The sequence below is a fragment of the Pseudomonas sp. FW300-N1A1 genome, assembly GCF_058789115.1.
This window is the reverse complement of sequence record NZ_JBYTBK010000002.1, coordinates 53,932-71,311: the sequence shown is the minus strand read 5'-3', so window position 1 is coordinate 71,311 and position 17,380 is coordinate 53,932. Positions and strand designations below refer to the sequence as shown.

Here is a 17,380-nt window from a genome sequence, read left to right as displayed (position 1 = left end):
ATGTTGGGGGCGCTTCGCACCCCAGCGCGAGCAAGCTCGCTCGCCACGGGCCGGGTTCACGCTTGATTGAACGGCATGAGTGCAAGCGCGGCCGGGTCTTGGCGGGCAAGCCTGTTCCCTCCGGTTTTTGTCTCAGGTTTGAACGTCAGCCCAGTTCGCCGCAGAGGTCGAGTTCCACCAACCGCCGCACTTCAGCCGTTTCAAGGCCCGCACCCAGCAGCGCGTGCAGCTTGCCGAACGCGGCCTCACGGGTCATGCCGCCGCCCGAAAGCACTCCGACGCCCCGCAGCCGACTGCCTGCTTCGTACACGTCCAGCTCGACGCCCCCTTCATGGCATTGCGTAACCGCCACCACCACAATGCCCCTGTCCCGTGCCCGTGCCAGGCTCGCCAGGAAGGCGGGGTTGTCGCTGGGACCGGTGCCACTGCCGTAGCACTCCAGCACCAGGCCTTGAATGCCGCTGTCGATCAGGCCATCGAGTATCTCGGCGCCGATTCCGGGAAAAAGCGGCAGTACCGCGACGTTCGCCAGTTGCCTGGGTTGGTTGTGATTCAGTTGCGCGGGTATTGAAGATGCTTTCACACCACCACCCTGACGCTCCAGGTGTTTGAACGGATGCCGGCCGAAACTGCGCACTTTCGCGCAACGGGTCGGCGCCAGCAGCTCGCCGTGGAAATACAGATGCACGCCTGGTGCCAGGCCCTGGCCCAACGCAACCAGCGCACCACTGAGGTTTTCCCAGGCATCGCTGTCGGTCACGCCGGCCGGCAGCATCGAGCCGGTAAACACCACGCGGGCGTGCAGGCCCAGGAGCTGGAAACTCATGGCCGCCGAGCTGTAGGCCAAGGTATCGGTGCCATGCAGGATCAGCACGCTGTCACAGCCCTGGACATCCACCGCCTCCACCACCGCCTCGCGCAGTTGCTGCCAATAGGCCGGGGTCATGTTGGCGCTGTCGATCAGCGGCGACATCTCGCGAAAGCGCCACTGTGGCACCACCAGTTCAGGTTGGCTGTGCAGGTAGTCGCGCATCCGCGCTTCGAAACCGGATGCCGGGGCCAGGCCATGGGCGCTGGATTGCATGCCGATGGTGCCGCCGGTGTAGAGCACCATGACGTGCTGGGCGGCAGGGTAGGTCGAGGAATTCATGGAGGTTCTCCGAAACGATGACGGCTTGCAGTCGAGCATGACGCTGACTGCAAGCCGTGTCACGTCGGGCGCAGGGGATGCGCCCGGTTTTATACCGATCAGCGTTGCGCTGCGGTGTCGCCTTGCGGTTCAGCTTGAGCCTTGGCCTGAGTATTAGCGGCGGCTGGCGGGTTGGCCGGCCAGGCTTTGCGGTCCAGGTCCAGGTCCGGGAATTTGCTGGAATCGAACACCGGGGTCTTGATGCCGGCTGCACGCTGGTCATCGTAGTCACGCAGGATGCGCATGCCGATGTTGAACAGCAGGAACAGCGCGATCAGGTTGACGAACGCCAGCATCGTCATGGTGATGTCGGCGAAGGCAAACACCGTGCCGAGGTTCTCGATGGCACCCCAGAAGATCAGCACCAGTACCAGGGCGCGGTAGCCAATCAGCGCCTTGCGGTTGTCGCCGATCAGGAAGCGCAGGTTGCTCTCGCCCAGGTAGTAGTTGTAGAGGATCGAGGTGAATACGAACAACGCCAGTGCCACCGAGATGAACATCCGGCCCCACTCGCCGACCACGGCAGCCAGGGAGTTCTGGGTCAGGGCAATGCCGTCACCTTCGAAGCCCGGGGTGTAGAAGCCCGAGAGCAGAATCAGCAACGCGGTGCAGGTGCAGATCACGAAGGTGTCGAGGAACACGCTGAACGCCTGGACCACGCCCTGTGCAACCGGGTGCTCGACCTGTGCCACGGCGGCCACGTTCGGCGCACTGCCAAGGCCGGCTTCGTTGGCGAACACGCCGCGTTTCACGCCCATGATGATGGCACTGCCGATCAGGCCACCGAAGGCCTGGTCCAGGCCGAAGGCGCTTTTGACGATGGTCATCAGCATGCCCGGCACCTGGTCGAATTGCAGCACGATCACGTAGATGGTCACGGCGATGTAGGCCAGGGTCTTGACCGGGACCAGCAGGTCAGCGATGCCCGCGATGCGCTTGATGCCGCCGATGAATACCAGCCCCAGCAACACCGCTAGGCCGATACCGGTGTAGGTGGTGTCCAGGCCGAAGGCATTGTTCAGTGAGTGGGTCACGGCGTGGGCTTGCAGGCCGTTGAAGGCGAAGCCGAAGGTGATCAGCAGCAGGAACGCCATGATCATGCCCAGCCAGCGTTTCTGCAGGCCGTGCTGGATGTAATAGGACGGGCCGCCACGGTACAGGCCTTCGGAATCGCAGCGCTTGTAGAGCTGGCCGAGGGAGCACTCGAAGAAGCTGCTGGACATGCCGACCAGCGCGGTCACCCACATCCAGAATACGGCGCCCGGGCCACCGAGGGTCACGGCGATGCCGACCCCGGCAATGTTGCCCGCACCCACTCGCCCGGCGAGGCTGAGCATCAGGGCCTGGAAGGAGCTGAGTTGATCGGTGCTGCTCTTGAGGCTGTCGCGGAACACCGTGAACATGTGGAAGAAGTGGCGAAATTGAACGAAGCGCGAGCGGATCGTGAAGTAGCTACCGAGCCCGACAATGAGCACAATCAGTACTTTCCCTGAGAGGAAGTCGTTAATGACTTCAAGCATGGAGTATTCCTCGCTGTTTTTTGTGTAGGCGAATACCGGCCAGTCAGACACATCGCGTTACACCTATTTGCGCGCAGCACAATAGGCGAGGCGGAGGTCGTCCCGGTTTCCTTTCGCGGGTTTGTTATTAGTTCGGGTTTCGCATGGGTTGGGGTCTCGCTACCGACGACCGCTCATGCGAAGAGGGGCGGCACTATACCTATCGGGACGCCGCTCGTCTGCACTGTTGTGGTGCGGGTGCCGAAACGAGTCCTTTGAAGCACCTGACCTTTTCGGGGCCAGGCTCTTGTCGGAGCGGGCGAACTCGCTCCCACAGCGCCTGTGTCGTTGCAAAAAACCCAAAAAAAAGGGCCTGGAGAATGATCTCCAGGCCCTCAAAAGGTGAGAGGTGTCTAGTCCCTCGACCTGGTGAGCGGTGGCTCTTCGTTGAAAGAGCGGGCGTCAGGCCTTCAAAGGCACCAGACGCGGGGCAATCATGTTTTCCGGACGCAGGATGTCGGCGAGCATTTCTTCGTCGAGCAAGCCTTCTTCGCGTACCAGTTCCAGCACGCCGCGGCCGCTTTCAAGGGCGATACGGGCGATGCGGGTGGCGTTTTCATAGCCGATGTACGGGTTCAGCGCAGTGACCAGGCCGATCGAGTGCTCGACCAGTTCGCGGCAGCGGGCTTCGTTGGCGGTGATGCCGACGATGCAGTGCTCGCGCAGCATGTCCATGGCGCGTTGCAGCAGGCGGATCGAGTCGAAGATCTTGAAGGCGATCAACGGTTCCATCACGTTCAGTTGCAGCTGGCCGCCTTCGGCCGCGATGGTCAGGGCCAGGTCGTTACCGATGATCTGGAAGGCCACCTGGTTAACGGCTTCCGGAATAACCGGGTTGACCTTGCCTGGCATGATCGAGCTGCCTGGCTGACGCGCTGGCAGGTTGATTTCATTGATGCCGGTACGTGGGCCGCTGGACAGCAGGCGCAAGTCGTTGCAGATCTTCGACAGCTTGACCGCAGTGCGCTTGAGCATGCCGGAGAACAGTACGAAGGCGCCCATGTCGGAAGTGGCTTCGATCAGGTCGGCAGCCGGAACCAGCGGTTGACCGCTGATCAGTGCCAGGCGCTCAACGGCCAGGTGCTGGTAACGCGGGTCGGCGTTGATGCCGGTGCCGATCGCGGTGCCGCCCAGGTTGACTTCGGTCAGCAGCTCCGGAGCCAGGGTCTTCAGGCGTGCCAGGTCTTCGCCCAGAGTAGTGGCGAAGGCGCGGAATTCCTGGCCAAGGGTCATCGGTACGGCGTCTTGCAGCTGGGTACGGCCCATCTTCAGGACGTGGTTGAACTCTTCACCTTTGGCCGCGAACGACTGGATCAGGCTGTCGAGGCTGGCGAGCAGGGCGTCGTGACCCAACAGCAGACCCAGGCGGATGGCCGTCGGGTAGGCGTCGTTGGTCGACTGCGCCATGTTTACGTCGTTGTTCGGGTGCAGGTACTGGTATTCGCCTTTCTGGTGACCCATGGCCTCCAGCGCGATGTTGGCGATAACTTCGTTGGCATTCATGTTGGTTGAAGTGCCAGCGCCGCCTTGAATCATGTCCACCACGAACTCTTCGTGGAAATCGCCGCGGATCAGACGGGCACAAGCTTCGCTGATGGCTGCGTGCTTGGCTTCGCTGAGGTGACCCAGCTCACGGTTGGCGTCGGCAGCAGCCTGCTTGACCATCGCCAGGCCCACTACCAGCTTCGGGTAATGCGAAATCGGAACGCCGGAGAGACGGAAGTTATTCACCGCTCGCAGGGTCTGGATGCCGTAATACGCTTGAGCTGGTACGTCGAGTACGCCAAGCAGGTCTTTTTCTGTGCGGAAAGATGCAGCGGAGGACATGATAGAAATCATCTCGATATGGACCCGGTCTGTGCCGGAACGCTGTGAATGCTAGGCTTGTGGAGAATTTTGGGCCAATGCTGTTAAGCACTGGCCTATGCATATTCGGCATAATGCCCATGTGACGCCGTGTGCGCGACGAACGTGTGACCTAAATTGGTGCGTGTCCGGGAGGACGTGATGAATCTGGAAAGCAAATGGCTTGAGGACTTTAGTGCCCTGGCCGCCACCCGTAGTTTCTCGCAGGCCGCCGAACGGCGCTTCGTGACCCAGCCGGCCTTCAGCCGGCGGATCCGTAGCCTCGAGGCTGCGTTGGGGCTGACGCTGGTCAACCGTTCACGCACGCCCATCGAACTCACGGCCGCCGGGCAACTGTTCCTGGTAACGGCACGCACGGTGGTCGAACAGCTGGGCGAAGTGTTGCGCCACCTGCATCACCTGGAAGGCGGGCAAGGGGAGGTGATGCAAGTTGCGGCCGCCCACTCGCTGGCCTTGGGCTTTTTTCCACGCTGGATCGCGCAACTGCGCAACGAAGGCCTGAACATCGCCACGCGATTGGTCGCCACCAACGTGGGCGACGCCGTGCATGCGCTGCGCGAAGGCGGATGCGACCTGATGCTGGCGTTCTATGACCCGGATGCCGCCCTGCAAATGGACCCGGAGATTTTCCCGTCGCTGCACCTGGGCCATACCGAAATGCTCCCGGTGTGCGCAGCCGATGCCGACGGCAAGCCGCTGTTTGACCTCGAAGGCGAGGCCAGCGTGCCCTTGCTGGCCTACAGCGCCGGCGCCTTTCTGGGGCGCTCGGTGAACATGCTGCTGCGCCAGCGCGCCCTGCGCTTCACCACTGTCTATGAGACGGCGATGGCCGACAGCCTGAAGAGCATGGCGCTGGAAGGGCTGGGGATCGCATGGGTGCCACAACTGAGTGCGCGGGCTGAACTGGCGCGCGGTGAGCTGGTGGTCTGTGGCGGACCGCAGTGGCATGTGCCGCTGGAGATCCGCCTGTATCGCTGTGCACTGGTGCGCAAGGCCAATGTGCGGTTGTTGTGGCGCAAGTTGGAAGGTGGCGCCGCGCAGGGCACCCCAAGTACATGAGTATTACGCGACCCTTTGTGGCGAGGGAGCTTGCTCCCGCTGGACGGTGTAGCCGTCCCGAAACCGGCGAATCAATTCCACCTGACACACCGCCTGTATTGAATTGACGACCGCTGCGCGGCCGAGCGGGAGCAAGCTCCCTCGCCACGGAGATCTGCTGCGCAATTGGAGAGTATTTCTACTGACCTTGAAGTCAATAAAACCGGCACTTGGAGCCGTATGACAGATGGTCGCGCAGGGGGCTGTTTATCTGCGGTATTACGGTATACTGCGCGGCCTTCGGCCGGCTTGTCTGGCCATAATTCGTACAATCAAGCCACGCATTCTGCGTGGCTTGTTGTTTTTTGACGCGCCTGCGGGCGCCCAGAGAGAAGAGGCGCGACGATGAGTGCACTGGTTGGCGTGATCATGGGCTCCAAGTCCGATTGGTCCACCCTTAGCCACACCGCCGATATGCTGGAAAAGCTCGGCATCCCTTACGAGGTGAAAGTGGTCTCGGCCCACCGCACCCCGGACCTGCTGTTCCAGTACGCCGAAGAGGCCGAGTCGCGTGGCATCGAGGTGATCATCGCCGGTGCCGGTGGCGCGGCCCACCTGCCAGGCATGTGTGCGGCCAAGACCCACCTGCCGGTACTGGGCGTTCCGGTGCAGTCGTCGATGCTCTCGGGTGTCGATTCGCTGCTCTCTATCGTGCAGATGCCTGCGGGCATTCCGGTTGCCACCCTGGCCATCGGCAAGGCCGGCGCGATCAACGCCGCCCTGCTGTCGGCGAGTATCCTGGGTGCCAAGCATCCGCAGTTCCACGCGGTGCTCAAGACCTTCCGTGCTGAACAGACAGACAGCGTTCTGGACAATCCAGACCCACGCATCGCCTGAGGTTGTTGACGATGAAGATCGGTGTAATCGGTGGCGGCCAGTTAGGTCGCATGCTGGCTTTGGCGGGGACTCCGCTGGGCATGAACTTCGCTTTCCTGGACCCCGCGCCGGATGCCTGCGCAGCGGCGCTGGGTGAACACCTGCGGGCCGATTACGGCGATCAGGATCACCTGCGTCAACTGGCGGACGAAGTCGACCTGGTGACCTTCGAATTCGAAAGCGTCCCGGCTGAAACCGTGGCCTTTCTGTCGCAGTTCGTCCCGGTGTACCCGAGCGCCGAAGCGCTGCGCATCGCTCGCGATCGCTGGTTCGAGAAGAGCATGTTCAAGGACCTGGGCATTCCGACCCCGGCCTTCGCCGACATCCAGTCGCAAGCCGACCTGGACGAAGCCGTTGCCTCCATCGGTCTGCCGGCCGTGCTGAAAACCCGTACCCTGGGTTACGACGGCAAGGGCCAGAAGGTTCTACGCAGCGCAGAAGACGTTGTGGGCACCTTCGCCGAGCTGGGCAGTGTCGCCTGCTTGCTGGAAGGCTTCGTGCCCTTCACCGGTGAAGTGTCGCTGATTGCCGTGCGCGCTCGCGATGGCGAGACGAAGTTCTACCCTCTGGTGCACAACACCCACGACAGCGGCATTCTCAAGCTGTCCGTGGCCAGCACTGACCACCCGTTGCAAGCCCTGGCCGAAGATTACTCCAGCCGCGTGCTCAAGCAGCTGGAGTACGTGGGCGTGATGGCGTTCGAGTTCTTTGAAGTCGACGGTGGCCTCAAGGCCAACGAAATCGCCCCGCGTGTCCACAACTCCGGACACTGGACCACCGAAGGCGCCGAGTGCAGCCAGTTCGAAAACCACCTGCGCGCCGTTGCCGGCCTGCCGTTGGGTTCGACTGCCAAGGTGGGCGAGAGCGCCATGCTCAACTTCATCGGTGTGGTGCCGCCGGTTGAGCAGGTCGTCGCCATCAGCGATTGCCATCTGCACCACTATGGCAAGGCGTTCAAGGTCGGCCGCAAGGTCGGTCACGCCAACTTGCGCTGTGCCGACAAGGCCACGCTGGAGCGGCAGATCCTCAAGGTCGAAGCGCTCATCGCCGAGCAATAATCCACAGGCCCGGTGGGAACCTTCGGTGACCACCACCCTCTGATGGCAGGATGCCAAAGTCTGGCTAGGCTTTGAGCAATCCATTTCATTCAGAGGGAAGCGCCATGGGAATTATCGGAACCATCTTCATCGGATTGATCGTGGGCCTGCTGGCTCGTTTCCTGAAACCGGGTGACGACAACATGGGCTGGATCATGACCATCCTGCTCGGTATCGGTGGCTCTCTGGCGGCTACCTATGGCGGTCAGGCGCTCGGCATCTACCAGGCGGGTCAAGGCGCAGGCTTTATCGGTGCCCTGGTGGGCGCGGTGGTGTTGCTGGTGATCTACGGCCTGGTGAAAAAGAACTGATTCAAGCGACAAAGCCCTCTCTGCCGCGCAGGCGGAGCGGGCTAGAATGCTCGGCGATTGACCGTCCCTTCTTACCGAGCACCTTCATGCGCCGTCTTCTGCTGACTCTTGTATTGCTGGGCACAGGCCTTGCCCACGCTGGCGAACTGCCAGAAACCGACTGGCTTGAGCTGATGCCCAAGTCGGACCAGAAGGCTCTCGAAGCCATGCCCGAGATCGACCACGACTCCCCTGAAGCCACTGGCACCTTTACCGACAAGGGAGGCCTGAAGCAAAGCAACGGCCTGCCGGCGGTGATGTATTCAAGCAAAACCGTGGCCTCGATGAACGACAAGCACATTCGTCTCGGCGGTTATCCCGTGCCGCTGGAAACCGATGGCAAGGGCCGCAGCACGCTGTTCTTCCTGGTGCCGTACCCGGGCGCCTGCATCCATGTACCGCCACCACCCCCCAATCAGCTGGTGCTGGTGCGCTATCCCAAGGGGTTGAAGCTGGACGACATCTACACGCCGTTGTGGGTGACAGGGACGCTGAAGATCGAGACGGTCAGCAACGACCTGGCCGATGCGGCCTATGCGCTGGATGCGGCGCAGGTGCGGGTGGTGCAGGAAGCGGATCTGTAGGCATGCAGATGTGGGGATGCCGAACACGTGCCCTGTGGCGAGCGAGCTTGCTCGCGCTGGGCTGCACAGCAGCCCAAAAACCGGTCCAGGGGTTTAGCTGAAAGCTTGAAATAGTCGTGTTGGGGGCTCTTCGCACCCCAGCGCGAGCAAGCTCGCTCACCACGGGACAGCGTTCACGCCTGATTCAGCGACATGAGTGTATGCGCACGCAGTGTGGGAGATACCGTCTTGATCACATGGCGTGCTCCCACATGGCTGTTGCGCTGTCAGAGCGGCTGGCTGCCGATGCTCACGCCCAGGGTATGACTCGCTCCCGGTGCCAGGGTCACGATGTCATCCATCACATTGGCGGTCTCGATGCACAGCATGCGCTGCCAGCCATCATCCGCCATGTCGCTGAATGCCGCCGCGCGCTCGGTCCACGGGTTCCAGATCACCGCCGAGCGCGAACCGTTGCTGGTCAGCTCGATGCGCCGCTCCCAAGCGGGGTCGACGATGCTCAGCGTCGGCGGGGTATCGAGGTAGATACGGTCAGTCTCGCCGGTAAAATGCAGGTCGCCGGATTGAGTGACAGTGTTCCAGTTATCCAGGGTTTCGATGTAGCTCAGCCCGTCCAGCCCTTCGACGTGCACGTTGCGCACATCGCTGACCGCGAAGTAGCTGTGCAGCGCCTGGCTGATGCTCACTTGGTCGGCGCCGCGATTGAGACTGGTCAGGTTGATGTGCAACTGTTCATCCAGACGAATGCTCAGCGTCAAATCAACCTGGTGGGGCCAGCCCGGCAAGCCGCCTTCGGGGCAGGGCAGGAGGAATTCGACGTTCAGGGCTTCGCCTTCGGCTTCTATGGCGCCCAGCTCCCAGTCCATCGCCCGCACCAGCCCGTGGGCCGTAGCAGGTTGCTCGCTCACGCGCATCGCCTGCACGCTGGGCGGGTTGCGGTCCAGATTGCCAAACCACGGCCAGCACACCGGCACGCCGGCCCGGATGCTTTTGCCAGTCTTGAACACGGCCTCGTCATTGAGCCAGATCAGTGGCGGTTGCCCGGCCAGTTGATAGCTAAGGATGTGCGCGCCTTGCTGTGCCACCAGTAATTCGGCCTGACCGTGGCGAATGCGCCAGCAATTCAGATCGTCCAGTTTCACCGTTTCAACATTGGGCGTAGGCATGATGCACATCTCGTTCAGGATCAATGACGGCAATGGACCGCAAAACGGCTGCCGGGTTTAACGCTTCCCAGGTTCAACGAGCCCTGGGCGGAACCGAACGGGTACGGCCGCTGCCATCAATGGCGACGAACACAAACACCGCTTCCGTTACTTTGCGCCACTCGCTGGACAACGGATCGTCGCTCCAGACCTCGACCATCATCTGAATCGAGCTGCGACCGATGTCCAGTGCCTGAGTATAAAAGGATAGCTGAGCGCCCACGGCGACAGGGACCAGGAAGGCCATGCGATCAATCGCGACCGTGGCCACGCGACCACCGGCCACTTTGCTGGCCATTGCCGTGCCGGCCAGGTCCATCTGTGATACCAGCCAGCCGCCGAAAATATCGCCAAAGCCGTTGGTTTCACGAGGAAGTGCGGTGATTTGCAGGGCCAGGTCGCCTTGCGGAATCGGATCTTCTTGTTCGAGTTCTATCATGCCGGGGGTGCCTCTGACCCGTGACTCTTCGTTGGTACTTCAGGTGAATAGCCGTCTCCAGGAAAAACGATTCAGCCCCGAACATACTACGTTCGTCACGTTTTCCATAAGGCGAACTAGGGGGAAACTCTGCGAAATCGGCTGGTAGAGCCAGCAGCGTCTTCGCACAGCAACCCCTTCCGAGGTATTACAGACTGCGAGTATATCGAGCGGTAGACCGCGCGACGACCGTCCGGTTCTCATTTTGACTGTCAAATACGCGCTTCCATGTGCTTTTTCGAACAATTTGCTATCGTGCCAAACCTGCCCAAGCCCCTACCAGCGTTGTTGGGGTTGCAGATCTGACTATAAGAAGAGAAGCCCTTGCCATGACCACAGCGCCATCGAGCATAGCGACACCCGCGCAACCCGCACGTCCCTTGACCCGCAACGATTACAAGACTCTGTCGCTCTCCGCCCTGGGCGGTGCGCTGGAGTTTTACGACTTTATTATCTTCGTGTTCTTCGCCACGGTCGTCGGGAAGCTGTTCTTTCCGGCGGATATGCCTGAGTGGCTGCGCTTGATGCAGACCTTCGGCATTTTTGCCGCCGGTTACCTGGCGCGCCCATTGGGCGGCATCGTCATGGCGCACTTCGGCGACCTGCTGGGGCGCAAGAAAATGTTCACGCTGAGCATTTTCATGATGGCCGTTCCGACCTTGATCATGGGCCTGCTGCCCACGTACGCGCAGATTGGCATGTGGGCTCCCATCCTGCTGTTGCTGATGCGGGTGATTCAGGGCGCGGCCATTGGCGGTGAAGTGCCGGGTGCCTGGGTATTCGTTTCCGAACACGTGCCCGGGCGGCACATCGGTTACGCCTGCGGCACGCTGACGTCGGGCCTCACGGCGGGCATCCTGCTGGGCTCGCTGGTCGCCACGGCGATCAACAGCATTTATACCCCGGAGCAGGTGTCCGATTACGCCTGGCGGATCCCGTTCCTGTTGGGCGGTGTATTTGGCCTGTTTTCGGTCTACCTGCGCCGCTGGCTGCACGAAACCCCGGTGTTCGCCGAGCTGCAACTGCGCAAGGCGCTGGCCGAAGAGGTGCCGCTGCGGGCGGTGCTGCGCGACCATCGCGGTGCTATCGCCATCTCGATGCTGCTGACCTGGCTGCTGTCGGCGGGGATCATCGTGGTCATTCTGATGACGCCCACGGTGCTGCAGACGGTCTACCATTTCCCGGCGACCACGGCGCTGCAGGCCAACAGCCTGGCGATCGTGTTCCTGAGCCTGGGTTGCGTGGCGTCTGGTGCCTTGGCCGACCGTTTCGGTGCCGGTCGGGTATTCGTGTTCGGTAGCGGCTTGCTGCTGTTGAGCTCGTGGACCTTTTACCACAGCCTGTTCAATCACCCTGACTGGCTGTTCCCGATGTACTCCCTGACCGGCCTGCTGGTCGGCACCATCGGTGCCGTGCCCTATGTCATGGTCAAGGCGTTCCCGGCGGTGGTGCGTTTCAGCGGCCTGTCGTTCTCCTACAACCTGGCCTATGCGATCTTCGGTGGCCTGACCCCGATGGTCGTCACCTTGCTACTCAAGGAGAGCCCGATGGGGCCTGCCTACTATGTCGCGATCATCTGCGGCGTGGGGATCGTGGTGGGTGGCTATCTCTGGAAGAAGGGTCGCTGACTTTCCAAAGATTGCAGTGACGGTATGTCCCTCTCTGAAGGCCAGCATTCTTGTCGAGTGCTGGCCTTTCATCTAATTGTCATATTCAAGTCATAGAGTGTTCACACGGCCTGCCGATACTTGGCCCCGACTTAACACACCCTATTACCAGGAGTAAGGCATGAAACTGAAGCGTTTGATGGCGGCAATGACCTTTGTCGCTGCTGGCGTTGCGACTGCCAACGCAGTTGCCGCTGTTGATCCTGCGATCCCGAGCTACACCAAGACCACTGGTGTGTCGGGCAACCTGTCCAGCGTCGGCTCCGATACCCTGGCCAACCTCATGACCCTGTGGGCTGAGCACTACAAAAAAGAATACCCGAACGTAAACATCCAGATTCAGGCGGCCGGTTCCTCCACCGCGCCACCCGCGCTGACTGAAGGCACCGCTAACCTGGGCCCGATGAGCCGTAAAATGAAGGACAACGAGCTGCAGGCCTTCGAAACCAAGTACGGCTACAAGCCGACCGCCATTCCGGTTGCCGTGGATGCCCTGGCCGTGTTCGTGCACAAGGACAACCCGATCAAGCACATGACCATGGAACAGGTCGACGCGATCTTCTCCTCGACCCGCCTGTGCGGCAGCAAAGCCGACGTCAAGACCTGGGGTGACCTGGGTGTGACCGGCGACCTGGCCAACAAGCCGGTCCAGCTGTTCGGTCGTAACTCGGTATCCGGCACCTACGGCTACTTCAAGGAAGAAGCCCTGTGCAAAGGCGACTTCAAGCCAAACGTCAACGAACAACCAGGCTCGGCCTCGGTGGTGCAGTCGATCAGCTCTTCGCTGAACGGCGTTGGCTACTCGGGCATCGGTTACAAGACCGCTAGCGTCAAGACCGTCGCCCTGGCCAAGAAAGGCAGCACCGAGTTCGTCGAAGACACCGAAGAAAACGCACTGAACGGCAAGTACCCGCTGTCGCGTTTCCTCTACGTGTACGTCAACAAGGCCCCGAACAAGCCTTTGGCCCCGCTGGAAGCCGAGTTCGTGAAGCTGGTTCTGTCCAAGCAAGGCCAGGAAGTTGTAGTAAAAGACGGCTACATCCCACTGCCAGCCAAAGTCGCCGCCAAGGCACTGGCTGACCTGGGTCTGCAAGAAGGTGGTACTGAAGTCGCAAAAAAGTAAAACCCTGAGTCCGGTTTGATATCTCCGGACTCACGTGAGGGGTGGCAGGCGCCGCCCCTCACACACCTCTAATTCTCTATCCACCGCCAGTACCCGCTGGAGGCGGATTTGTCGCGTCACTGCATTGTCATCTTTCTGTCATACAGGATCGCTAGGGTGTGCGCATGAATGATCTGGCCAATTCCAACATGACTACTAATCCCCCCAAGCGAATTGATTTCAATACGCCTGAGCTGCAACGCAAGCGTCGCATTCGCGCGCTCAAGGATCGCCTGACCCGCTGGTATGTCCTCATCGGCGGTCTTGCCGTACTCGGCGCCATCACCCTGATCTTTTTCTTCCTTGCCTACGTCGTCGCGCCCCTGTTCCAAGGCGCCGAGCTGACCAGCAAGGACGCGATCACCCCGGCCTGGATGCAAGACGCCGGCAAGCCGCTGATGATCTCCCTCGAAGAGCAGAACCAGGTCGCCCTGCGGGTTTCCGACAAGGGCCAGGCGTTGTTCTTCGATATCGACAGTGGCGCCGAACTGCGCCGTGTTGACCTGGCGATCCCGGCCGGTGTCAGCGTGACGTCCATTGGCAAGGATCAGCCAGGTCATCCGCTGGTTGCCGTGGGCCTGTCCAACGGTCAGGCGCTGGTGTTCCGCCATACCTATAAAGTCAGCTATCCGGATGGCAAGAAAACCATTTCGCCGGCCATCGAGTATCCGTACGGCGAAACGCCGATCGTGTTGAACGAGCAGGGCGGTGCGCTGGAGCACGTCAGCCTCAACGCCACGGATTCGACCCTGTTGCTTGCCGGCTCTACCGGCGCCCAGTTGCATGTGCTGTCGCTGACCAGCGAAGAGAACATGATGACCGGCGAGGTCACCAACGAGCAGAAGCGCATCGAGCTGCCGCAGATGACCGAGCCGGTGAAGAACATCTTCGTCGACCCGCGTCAGCAGTGGCTGTACGTGGTTAACGGGCGTGCCCAGGCCGACGTATTCAACCTGCGCGACAATAGCCTCAACGGCCGCTACAAACTGCTCGAAAACGGCGAGACTGAAATCACGGCCAGCACCCAGTTGGTGGGCGGCATCTCGCTGATCTTCGGTGACTCCAAAGGTGGTCTGGCCCAGTGGTTCATGGCCCGCGACCCTGATGGCGAACAACGCCTGAAGCAGATCCGCACCTTCCAGATGGGTTCTGCGCCGATCGTTGAAATCACCGCCGAAGAGCGCCGCAAAGGTTTTGTTGCCCTCGATGCGTCCGGCAAGTTCGGCGTGTTCCACAGTACCGCCCACCGCACCTTGCTGGTGGACCAGGTAGTCGACGGCCAGGGTCTGTTCGGTCTGTCGCCACGGGCCAACCGTGTGATCGTGGAACAGGGTGGCAAGCTGCAACCGCTGCTGCTGGACAACCCGCACCCGGAAGTTTCGTGGAGCGCGTTGTGGAGCAAGGTCTGGTACGAAAACTACGACGAGCCTAAATACGTCTGGCAATCGACCGCTGCCAACACGGACTTCGAACCCAAGCTGAGCTTGTCTCCGCTGACCTTCGGTACCTTGAAGGCTGCGTTCTACGCCATGCTGCTGGCCGCGCCGCTGGCCGTTGCCGCCGCGATCTACACCGCTTACTTCATGGCGCCGGGCATGCGCCGCAAGGTCAAGCCGGTGATCGAGCTGATGGAAGCGATGCCGACGGTGATCCTCGGTTTCTTCGCCGGCCTGTTCCTGGCTCCGTATGTCGAAGGGCACCTGCCGGGGATCTTCAGCCTGCTGTTGCTGATGCCGGTGGGCATCCTGGTGGCCGGGTTCACCTTCAGTCGCCTGCCTGAGTCCCTGCGCCTGAAAGTGCCGGACGGCTGGGAGAGCGCGATCCTGATCCCGGTGATCCTGTTTGTGGGCTGGTTGTCGCTGTACATGAGCCCGTACATGGAAACCTGGTTCTTCGGCGGCGACATGCGCATGTGGATCTCCCATGACCTGGGTATCACCTACGACCAGCGCAACGCCCTGGTGGTTGGCCTGGCCATGGGCTTCGCGGTTATCCCGAACATCTACTCGATCGCTGAAGATGCCGTGTTCAGTGTGCCCCGCGGCCTCACCCTGGGCTCCCTGGCCCTTGGCGCCACCCCGTGGCAAACCATGACTCGCGTGGTGATCCTCACCGCCAGCCCGGGCATCTTCTCGGCACTGATGATCGGCATGGGCCGTGCGGTCGGGGAAACCATGATCGTGTTGATGGCCACCGGTAACACCCCGGTCATGGAAATGAACCTGTTCGAAGGCCTGCGTACCCTGGCTGCCAACGTTGCGGTGGAAATGCCGGAGTCGGAAGTCGGCGGCAGTCACTACCGAGTGCTGTTCCTCTCGGCGCTGGTACTGCTGTTGTTCACCTTCGTCATGAACACCCTCGCGGAGCTGATTCGTCAGCGTCTGCGCAAGAAATACTCGTCGCTTTAAGAAAGGTAGAAGTCTGTGAAACAGAACTCCCTGAAAGGATGGTTCAAGAGCGGCGCCCCGGGCGTCTGGATCAGCGGTGGCGCGGTGGCCATCGCGGTCATCATGACCATTGGCTTGCTGGCAGTGATTGCCGTGCGCGGTCTGGGCCATTTCTGGCCGGCAGACCTGATACATGCCCAGTACCAGGTGCCGGGCCAGGCCAACCACGTGGTGGTTGGCGAAGTGGTGCAGAAAGAAGAAGTGCCACGCGAGCGCCTGAAAAGCGCTGGCCTGCCGGTACCCGACGAGGGTCCGGAGTTCATGACGCGCGAGCTGATCAAGGTTGGCAACCGTGACTTGAATGGCAGTGACTTCACCTGGATCGTCGGCGAGTGGCTGACCAACCAGACCACGCCGCGGGAACTGATGGTTATCGAGCGCCGTGAGTGGGGCAATTTCTACGGTTATCTGGTCAACATCAAACAGGACGGCAAGGTCATCGCCGAAGGCGAGGCGGCATGGCCTGAGTTGCAAGCGCGGATCACGCGGGTCAGCCAGCTGGCGGCCCAACTCAAGACCCTGGAAAAAGTCGACATCGGCGCGATCAACGCCGGTCTGGAGCGCGTTCGTCTGCACGGTCGCAAACTGGAACTCGACGGCAACCTCGATGCTGCCGCCCAGGCAGACATGGAGTCTGAGCGCGCTGAACTGAATGCCCGCTATCAGGACATCGAAAAACGCCTTGGCGAACTGCATGCGCAGGTCAATCGCGACAGCCTCACGGCCCGTGATGCCAATGGTAAGGAACTCGAAATCGAGCTGGGCAAGGTGGTGCATGCCTTCCAGCCGAACGCGATGGGGACCTTCACCAAGATCGGCTTCTACTTCAGCAAGATCTGGGAGTTCCTGAGCGACGATCCGCGTGAAGCCAACACCGAAGGCGGGATCTTCCCGGCGATTTTCGGTACGGTGATGATGACCCTGATCATGGCGATGATCGTCACGCCGTTTGGCGTGCTGGCAGCGGTCTACCTGCGTGAGTACGCCAAGCAGAACACTCTGACCCGGGTGATCCGCATCGCGGTGAACAACCTGGCGGGTGTTCCGGCCATCGTTTACGGGGTCTTCGGCCTGGGCTTCTTCGTCTATGTACTGGGCGGTTCGGTTGACCGCCTGTTCTTCCCGGAAGCCTTGCCGGCGCCGACCTTCGGCACCCCGGGCCTGCTCTGGGCCTCGTTGACCCTGGCACTGCTGGCGGTGCCGGTGGTGATCGTGGCCACCGAAGAAGGCCTGGCGCGGATCCCTCGCACCGTGCGTGAAGGTTCCCTGGCCTTGGGCGCGACCAAGGCTGAGACCCTGTGGAAAATTGTCCTGCCGATGGCCAGCCCGGCAATGATGACCGGCATGATCCTCGCCGTGGCCCGCGCCGCGGGTGAAGTGGCGCCGCTGATGCTGGTGGGGGTGGTGAAACTGGCACCGTCGCTGCCGCTGGACGGCAACTACCCGTACCTGCACCTGGATCAGAAGATCATGCACCTGGGCTTCCACATTTATGACGTCGGTTTCCAGAGCCCGAACGTCGAAGCCGCGCGACCGCTGGTGTACGCCACGGCGCTGCTGCTGGTGCTGGTGATTGCCACCCTGAACCTGTCGGCAGTGTGGATTCGTAACCACCTGCGCGAAAAGTACAAAGCGCTGGATAGCTGACTACTGGTGTGGGAGTGGGTTTGTTCGCGAAAGCGATGGGTCAGGCAACATTGGCCTCTTCGCGAGCAAGCCCGCTCCCACACTAGACCGCGTCCACCGAACATTTATTGGGCATGCCGCGATGCGGCTGGTCCGAACCGAATTTGTTAGCACAG

14 protein-coding genes are annotated in these 17,380 nt (G+C 61.2%); 9 read left to right on the top strand and 5 right to left on the bottom strand.

The window, feature by feature from the left end:
• Positions 1 to 145: 145 nt before the first annotated feature.
• The 3 genes from AC3WQN_RS02630 to aspA all read right to left on the bottom strand — a co-directional run bounded on the left by AC3WQN_RS02630 (position 146) and on the right by aspA (position 4,575).
• Positions 146 to 1,150 carry an asparaginase gene (locus AC3WQN_RS02630; RefSeq protein ID WP_103398552.1) on the bottom strand — a complete coding sequence of 335 codons (1,005 nt, stop codon included), beginning with the start codon at positions 1,148 to 1,150 and terminating at the stop codon, positions 146 to 148.
• 98 nt (positions 1,151 to 1,248) lie between these two features.
• Positions 1,249 to 2,709 (bottom strand): alanine/glycine:cation symporter family protein, encoded by a 1,461-nt coding sequence (locus tag AC3WQN_RS02625; protein WP_103398551.1) that lies wholly within the window; start codon positions 2,707 to 2,709, stop codon positions 1,249 to 1,251.
• Between the two features lie 441 nt (positions 2,710 to 3,150).
• Positions 3,151 to 4,575 carry an aspartate ammonia-lyase gene (gene aspA / locus AC3WQN_RS02620; protein ID WP_103398550.1) on the bottom strand — a complete coding sequence of 475 codons (1,425 nt, stop codon included), beginning with the start codon at positions 4,573 to 4,575 and terminating at the stop codon, positions 3,151 to 3,153.
• 180 nt (positions 4,576 to 4,755) lie between these two features.
• Between aspA and AC3WQN_RS02615 the strand changes: the two genes are divergently transcribed.
• The 5 genes from AC3WQN_RS02615 to AC3WQN_RS02595 all read left to right on the top strand — a co-directional run bounded on the left by AC3WQN_RS02615 (position 4,756) and on the right by AC3WQN_RS02595 (position 8,619).
• Positions 4,756 to 5,673 (top strand): LysR substrate-binding domain-containing protein, encoded by a 918-nt coding sequence (locus AC3WQN_RS02615; protein WP_103398549.1) that lies wholly within the window; start codon positions 4,756 to 4,758, stop codon positions 5,671 to 5,673.
• A 384-nt stretch (positions 5,674 to 6,057) separates the two neighbouring features.
• Positions 6,058 to 6,549 carry a 5-(carboxyamino)imidazole ribonucleotide mutase gene (purE, locus tag AC3WQN_RS02610; RefSeq protein ID WP_095081226.1) on the top strand — a complete coding sequence of 164 codons (492 nt, stop codon included), beginning with the start codon at positions 6,058 to 6,060 and terminating at the stop codon, positions 6,547 to 6,549.
• 11 nt (positions 6,550 to 6,560) lie between these two features.
• Positions 6,561 to 7,646 carry a 5-(carboxyamino)imidazole ribonucleotide synthase gene (locus tag AC3WQN_RS02605; protein WP_103398548.1) on the top strand — a complete coding sequence of 362 codons (1,086 nt, stop codon included), beginning with the start codon at positions 6,561 to 6,563 and terminating at the stop codon, positions 7,644 to 7,646.
• 104 nt (positions 7,647 to 7,750) lie between these two features.
• Complete coding sequence (locus tag AC3WQN_RS02600; RefSeq protein ID WP_103398547.1) at positions 7,751 to 7,996, top strand: GlsB/YeaQ/YmgE family stress response membrane protein; 246 nt, start codon at positions 7,751 to 7,753, stop codon at positions 7,994 to 7,996.
• An 86-nt stretch (positions 7,997 to 8,082) separates the two neighbouring features.
• Positions 8,083 to 8,619 carry a DUF3299 domain-containing protein gene (locus AC3WQN_RS02595; protein ID WP_103398546.1) on the top strand — a complete coding sequence of 179 codons (537 nt, stop codon included), beginning with the start codon at positions 8,083 to 8,085 and terminating at the stop codon, positions 8,617 to 8,619.
• Between the two features lie 266 nt (positions 8,620 to 8,885).
• On the opposite strand, the gene AC3WQN_RS02590 is transcribed toward AC3WQN_RS02595, so the two are convergent.
• Positions 8,886 to 9,785 (bottom strand): D-hexose-6-phosphate mutarotase, encoded by a 900-nt coding sequence (locus AC3WQN_RS02590; RefSeq protein ID WP_095146325.1) that lies wholly within the window; start codon positions 9,783 to 9,785, stop codon positions 8,886 to 8,888.
• A 73-nt stretch (positions 9,786 to 9,858) separates the two neighbouring features.
• Positions 9,859 to 10,263, bottom strand: coding sequence for an acyl-CoA thioesterase (locus AC3WQN_RS02585; protein ID WP_095146287.1), 405 nt, complete (start codon positions 10,261 to 10,263; stop codon positions 9,859 to 9,861).
• A gap of 368 nt (positions 10,264 to 10,631) precedes the next feature.
• Here AC3WQN_RS02585 and AC3WQN_RS02580 point away from each other — a divergent pair, with 368 nt between their 5' ends.
• The 4 genes from AC3WQN_RS02580 (at position 10,632) to pstA (ending at position 17,225) form a co-directional block, all read left to right on the top strand.
• The gene (locus AC3WQN_RS02580; protein WP_103398545.1) at positions 10,632 to 11,930 is read left to right on the top strand and encodes an MFS transporter; all 1,299 of its coding nucleotides are present in this window, start codon (positions 10,632 to 10,634) and stop codon (positions 11,928 to 11,930) included.
• Between the two features lie 160 nt (positions 11,931 to 12,090).
• Positions 12,091 to 13,092: a phosphate ABC transporter substrate-binding protein PstS gene (locus AC3WQN_RS02575; RefSeq protein WP_103398544.1), complete on the top strand. Its 1,002-nt coding sequence runs from the start codon at positions 12,091 to 12,093 to the stop codon at positions 13,090 to 13,092.
• 413 nt (positions 13,093 to 13,505) lie between these two features.
• The gene (locus AC3WQN_RS02570; RefSeq protein WP_178081873.1) at positions 13,506 to 15,539 is read left to right on the top strand and encodes an ABC transporter permease subunit; all 2,034 of its coding nucleotides are present in this window, start codon (positions 13,506 to 13,508) and stop codon (positions 15,537 to 15,539) included.
• 15 nt (positions 15,540 to 15,554) lie between these two features.
• Positions 15,555 to 17,225 (top strand): phosphate ABC transporter permease PstA, encoded by a 1,671-nt coding sequence (pstA, locus tag AC3WQN_RS02565; protein ID WP_103398542.1) that lies wholly within the window; start codon positions 15,555 to 15,557, stop codon positions 17,223 to 17,225.
• Positions 17,226 to 17,380 lie beyond the last annotated feature (155 nt).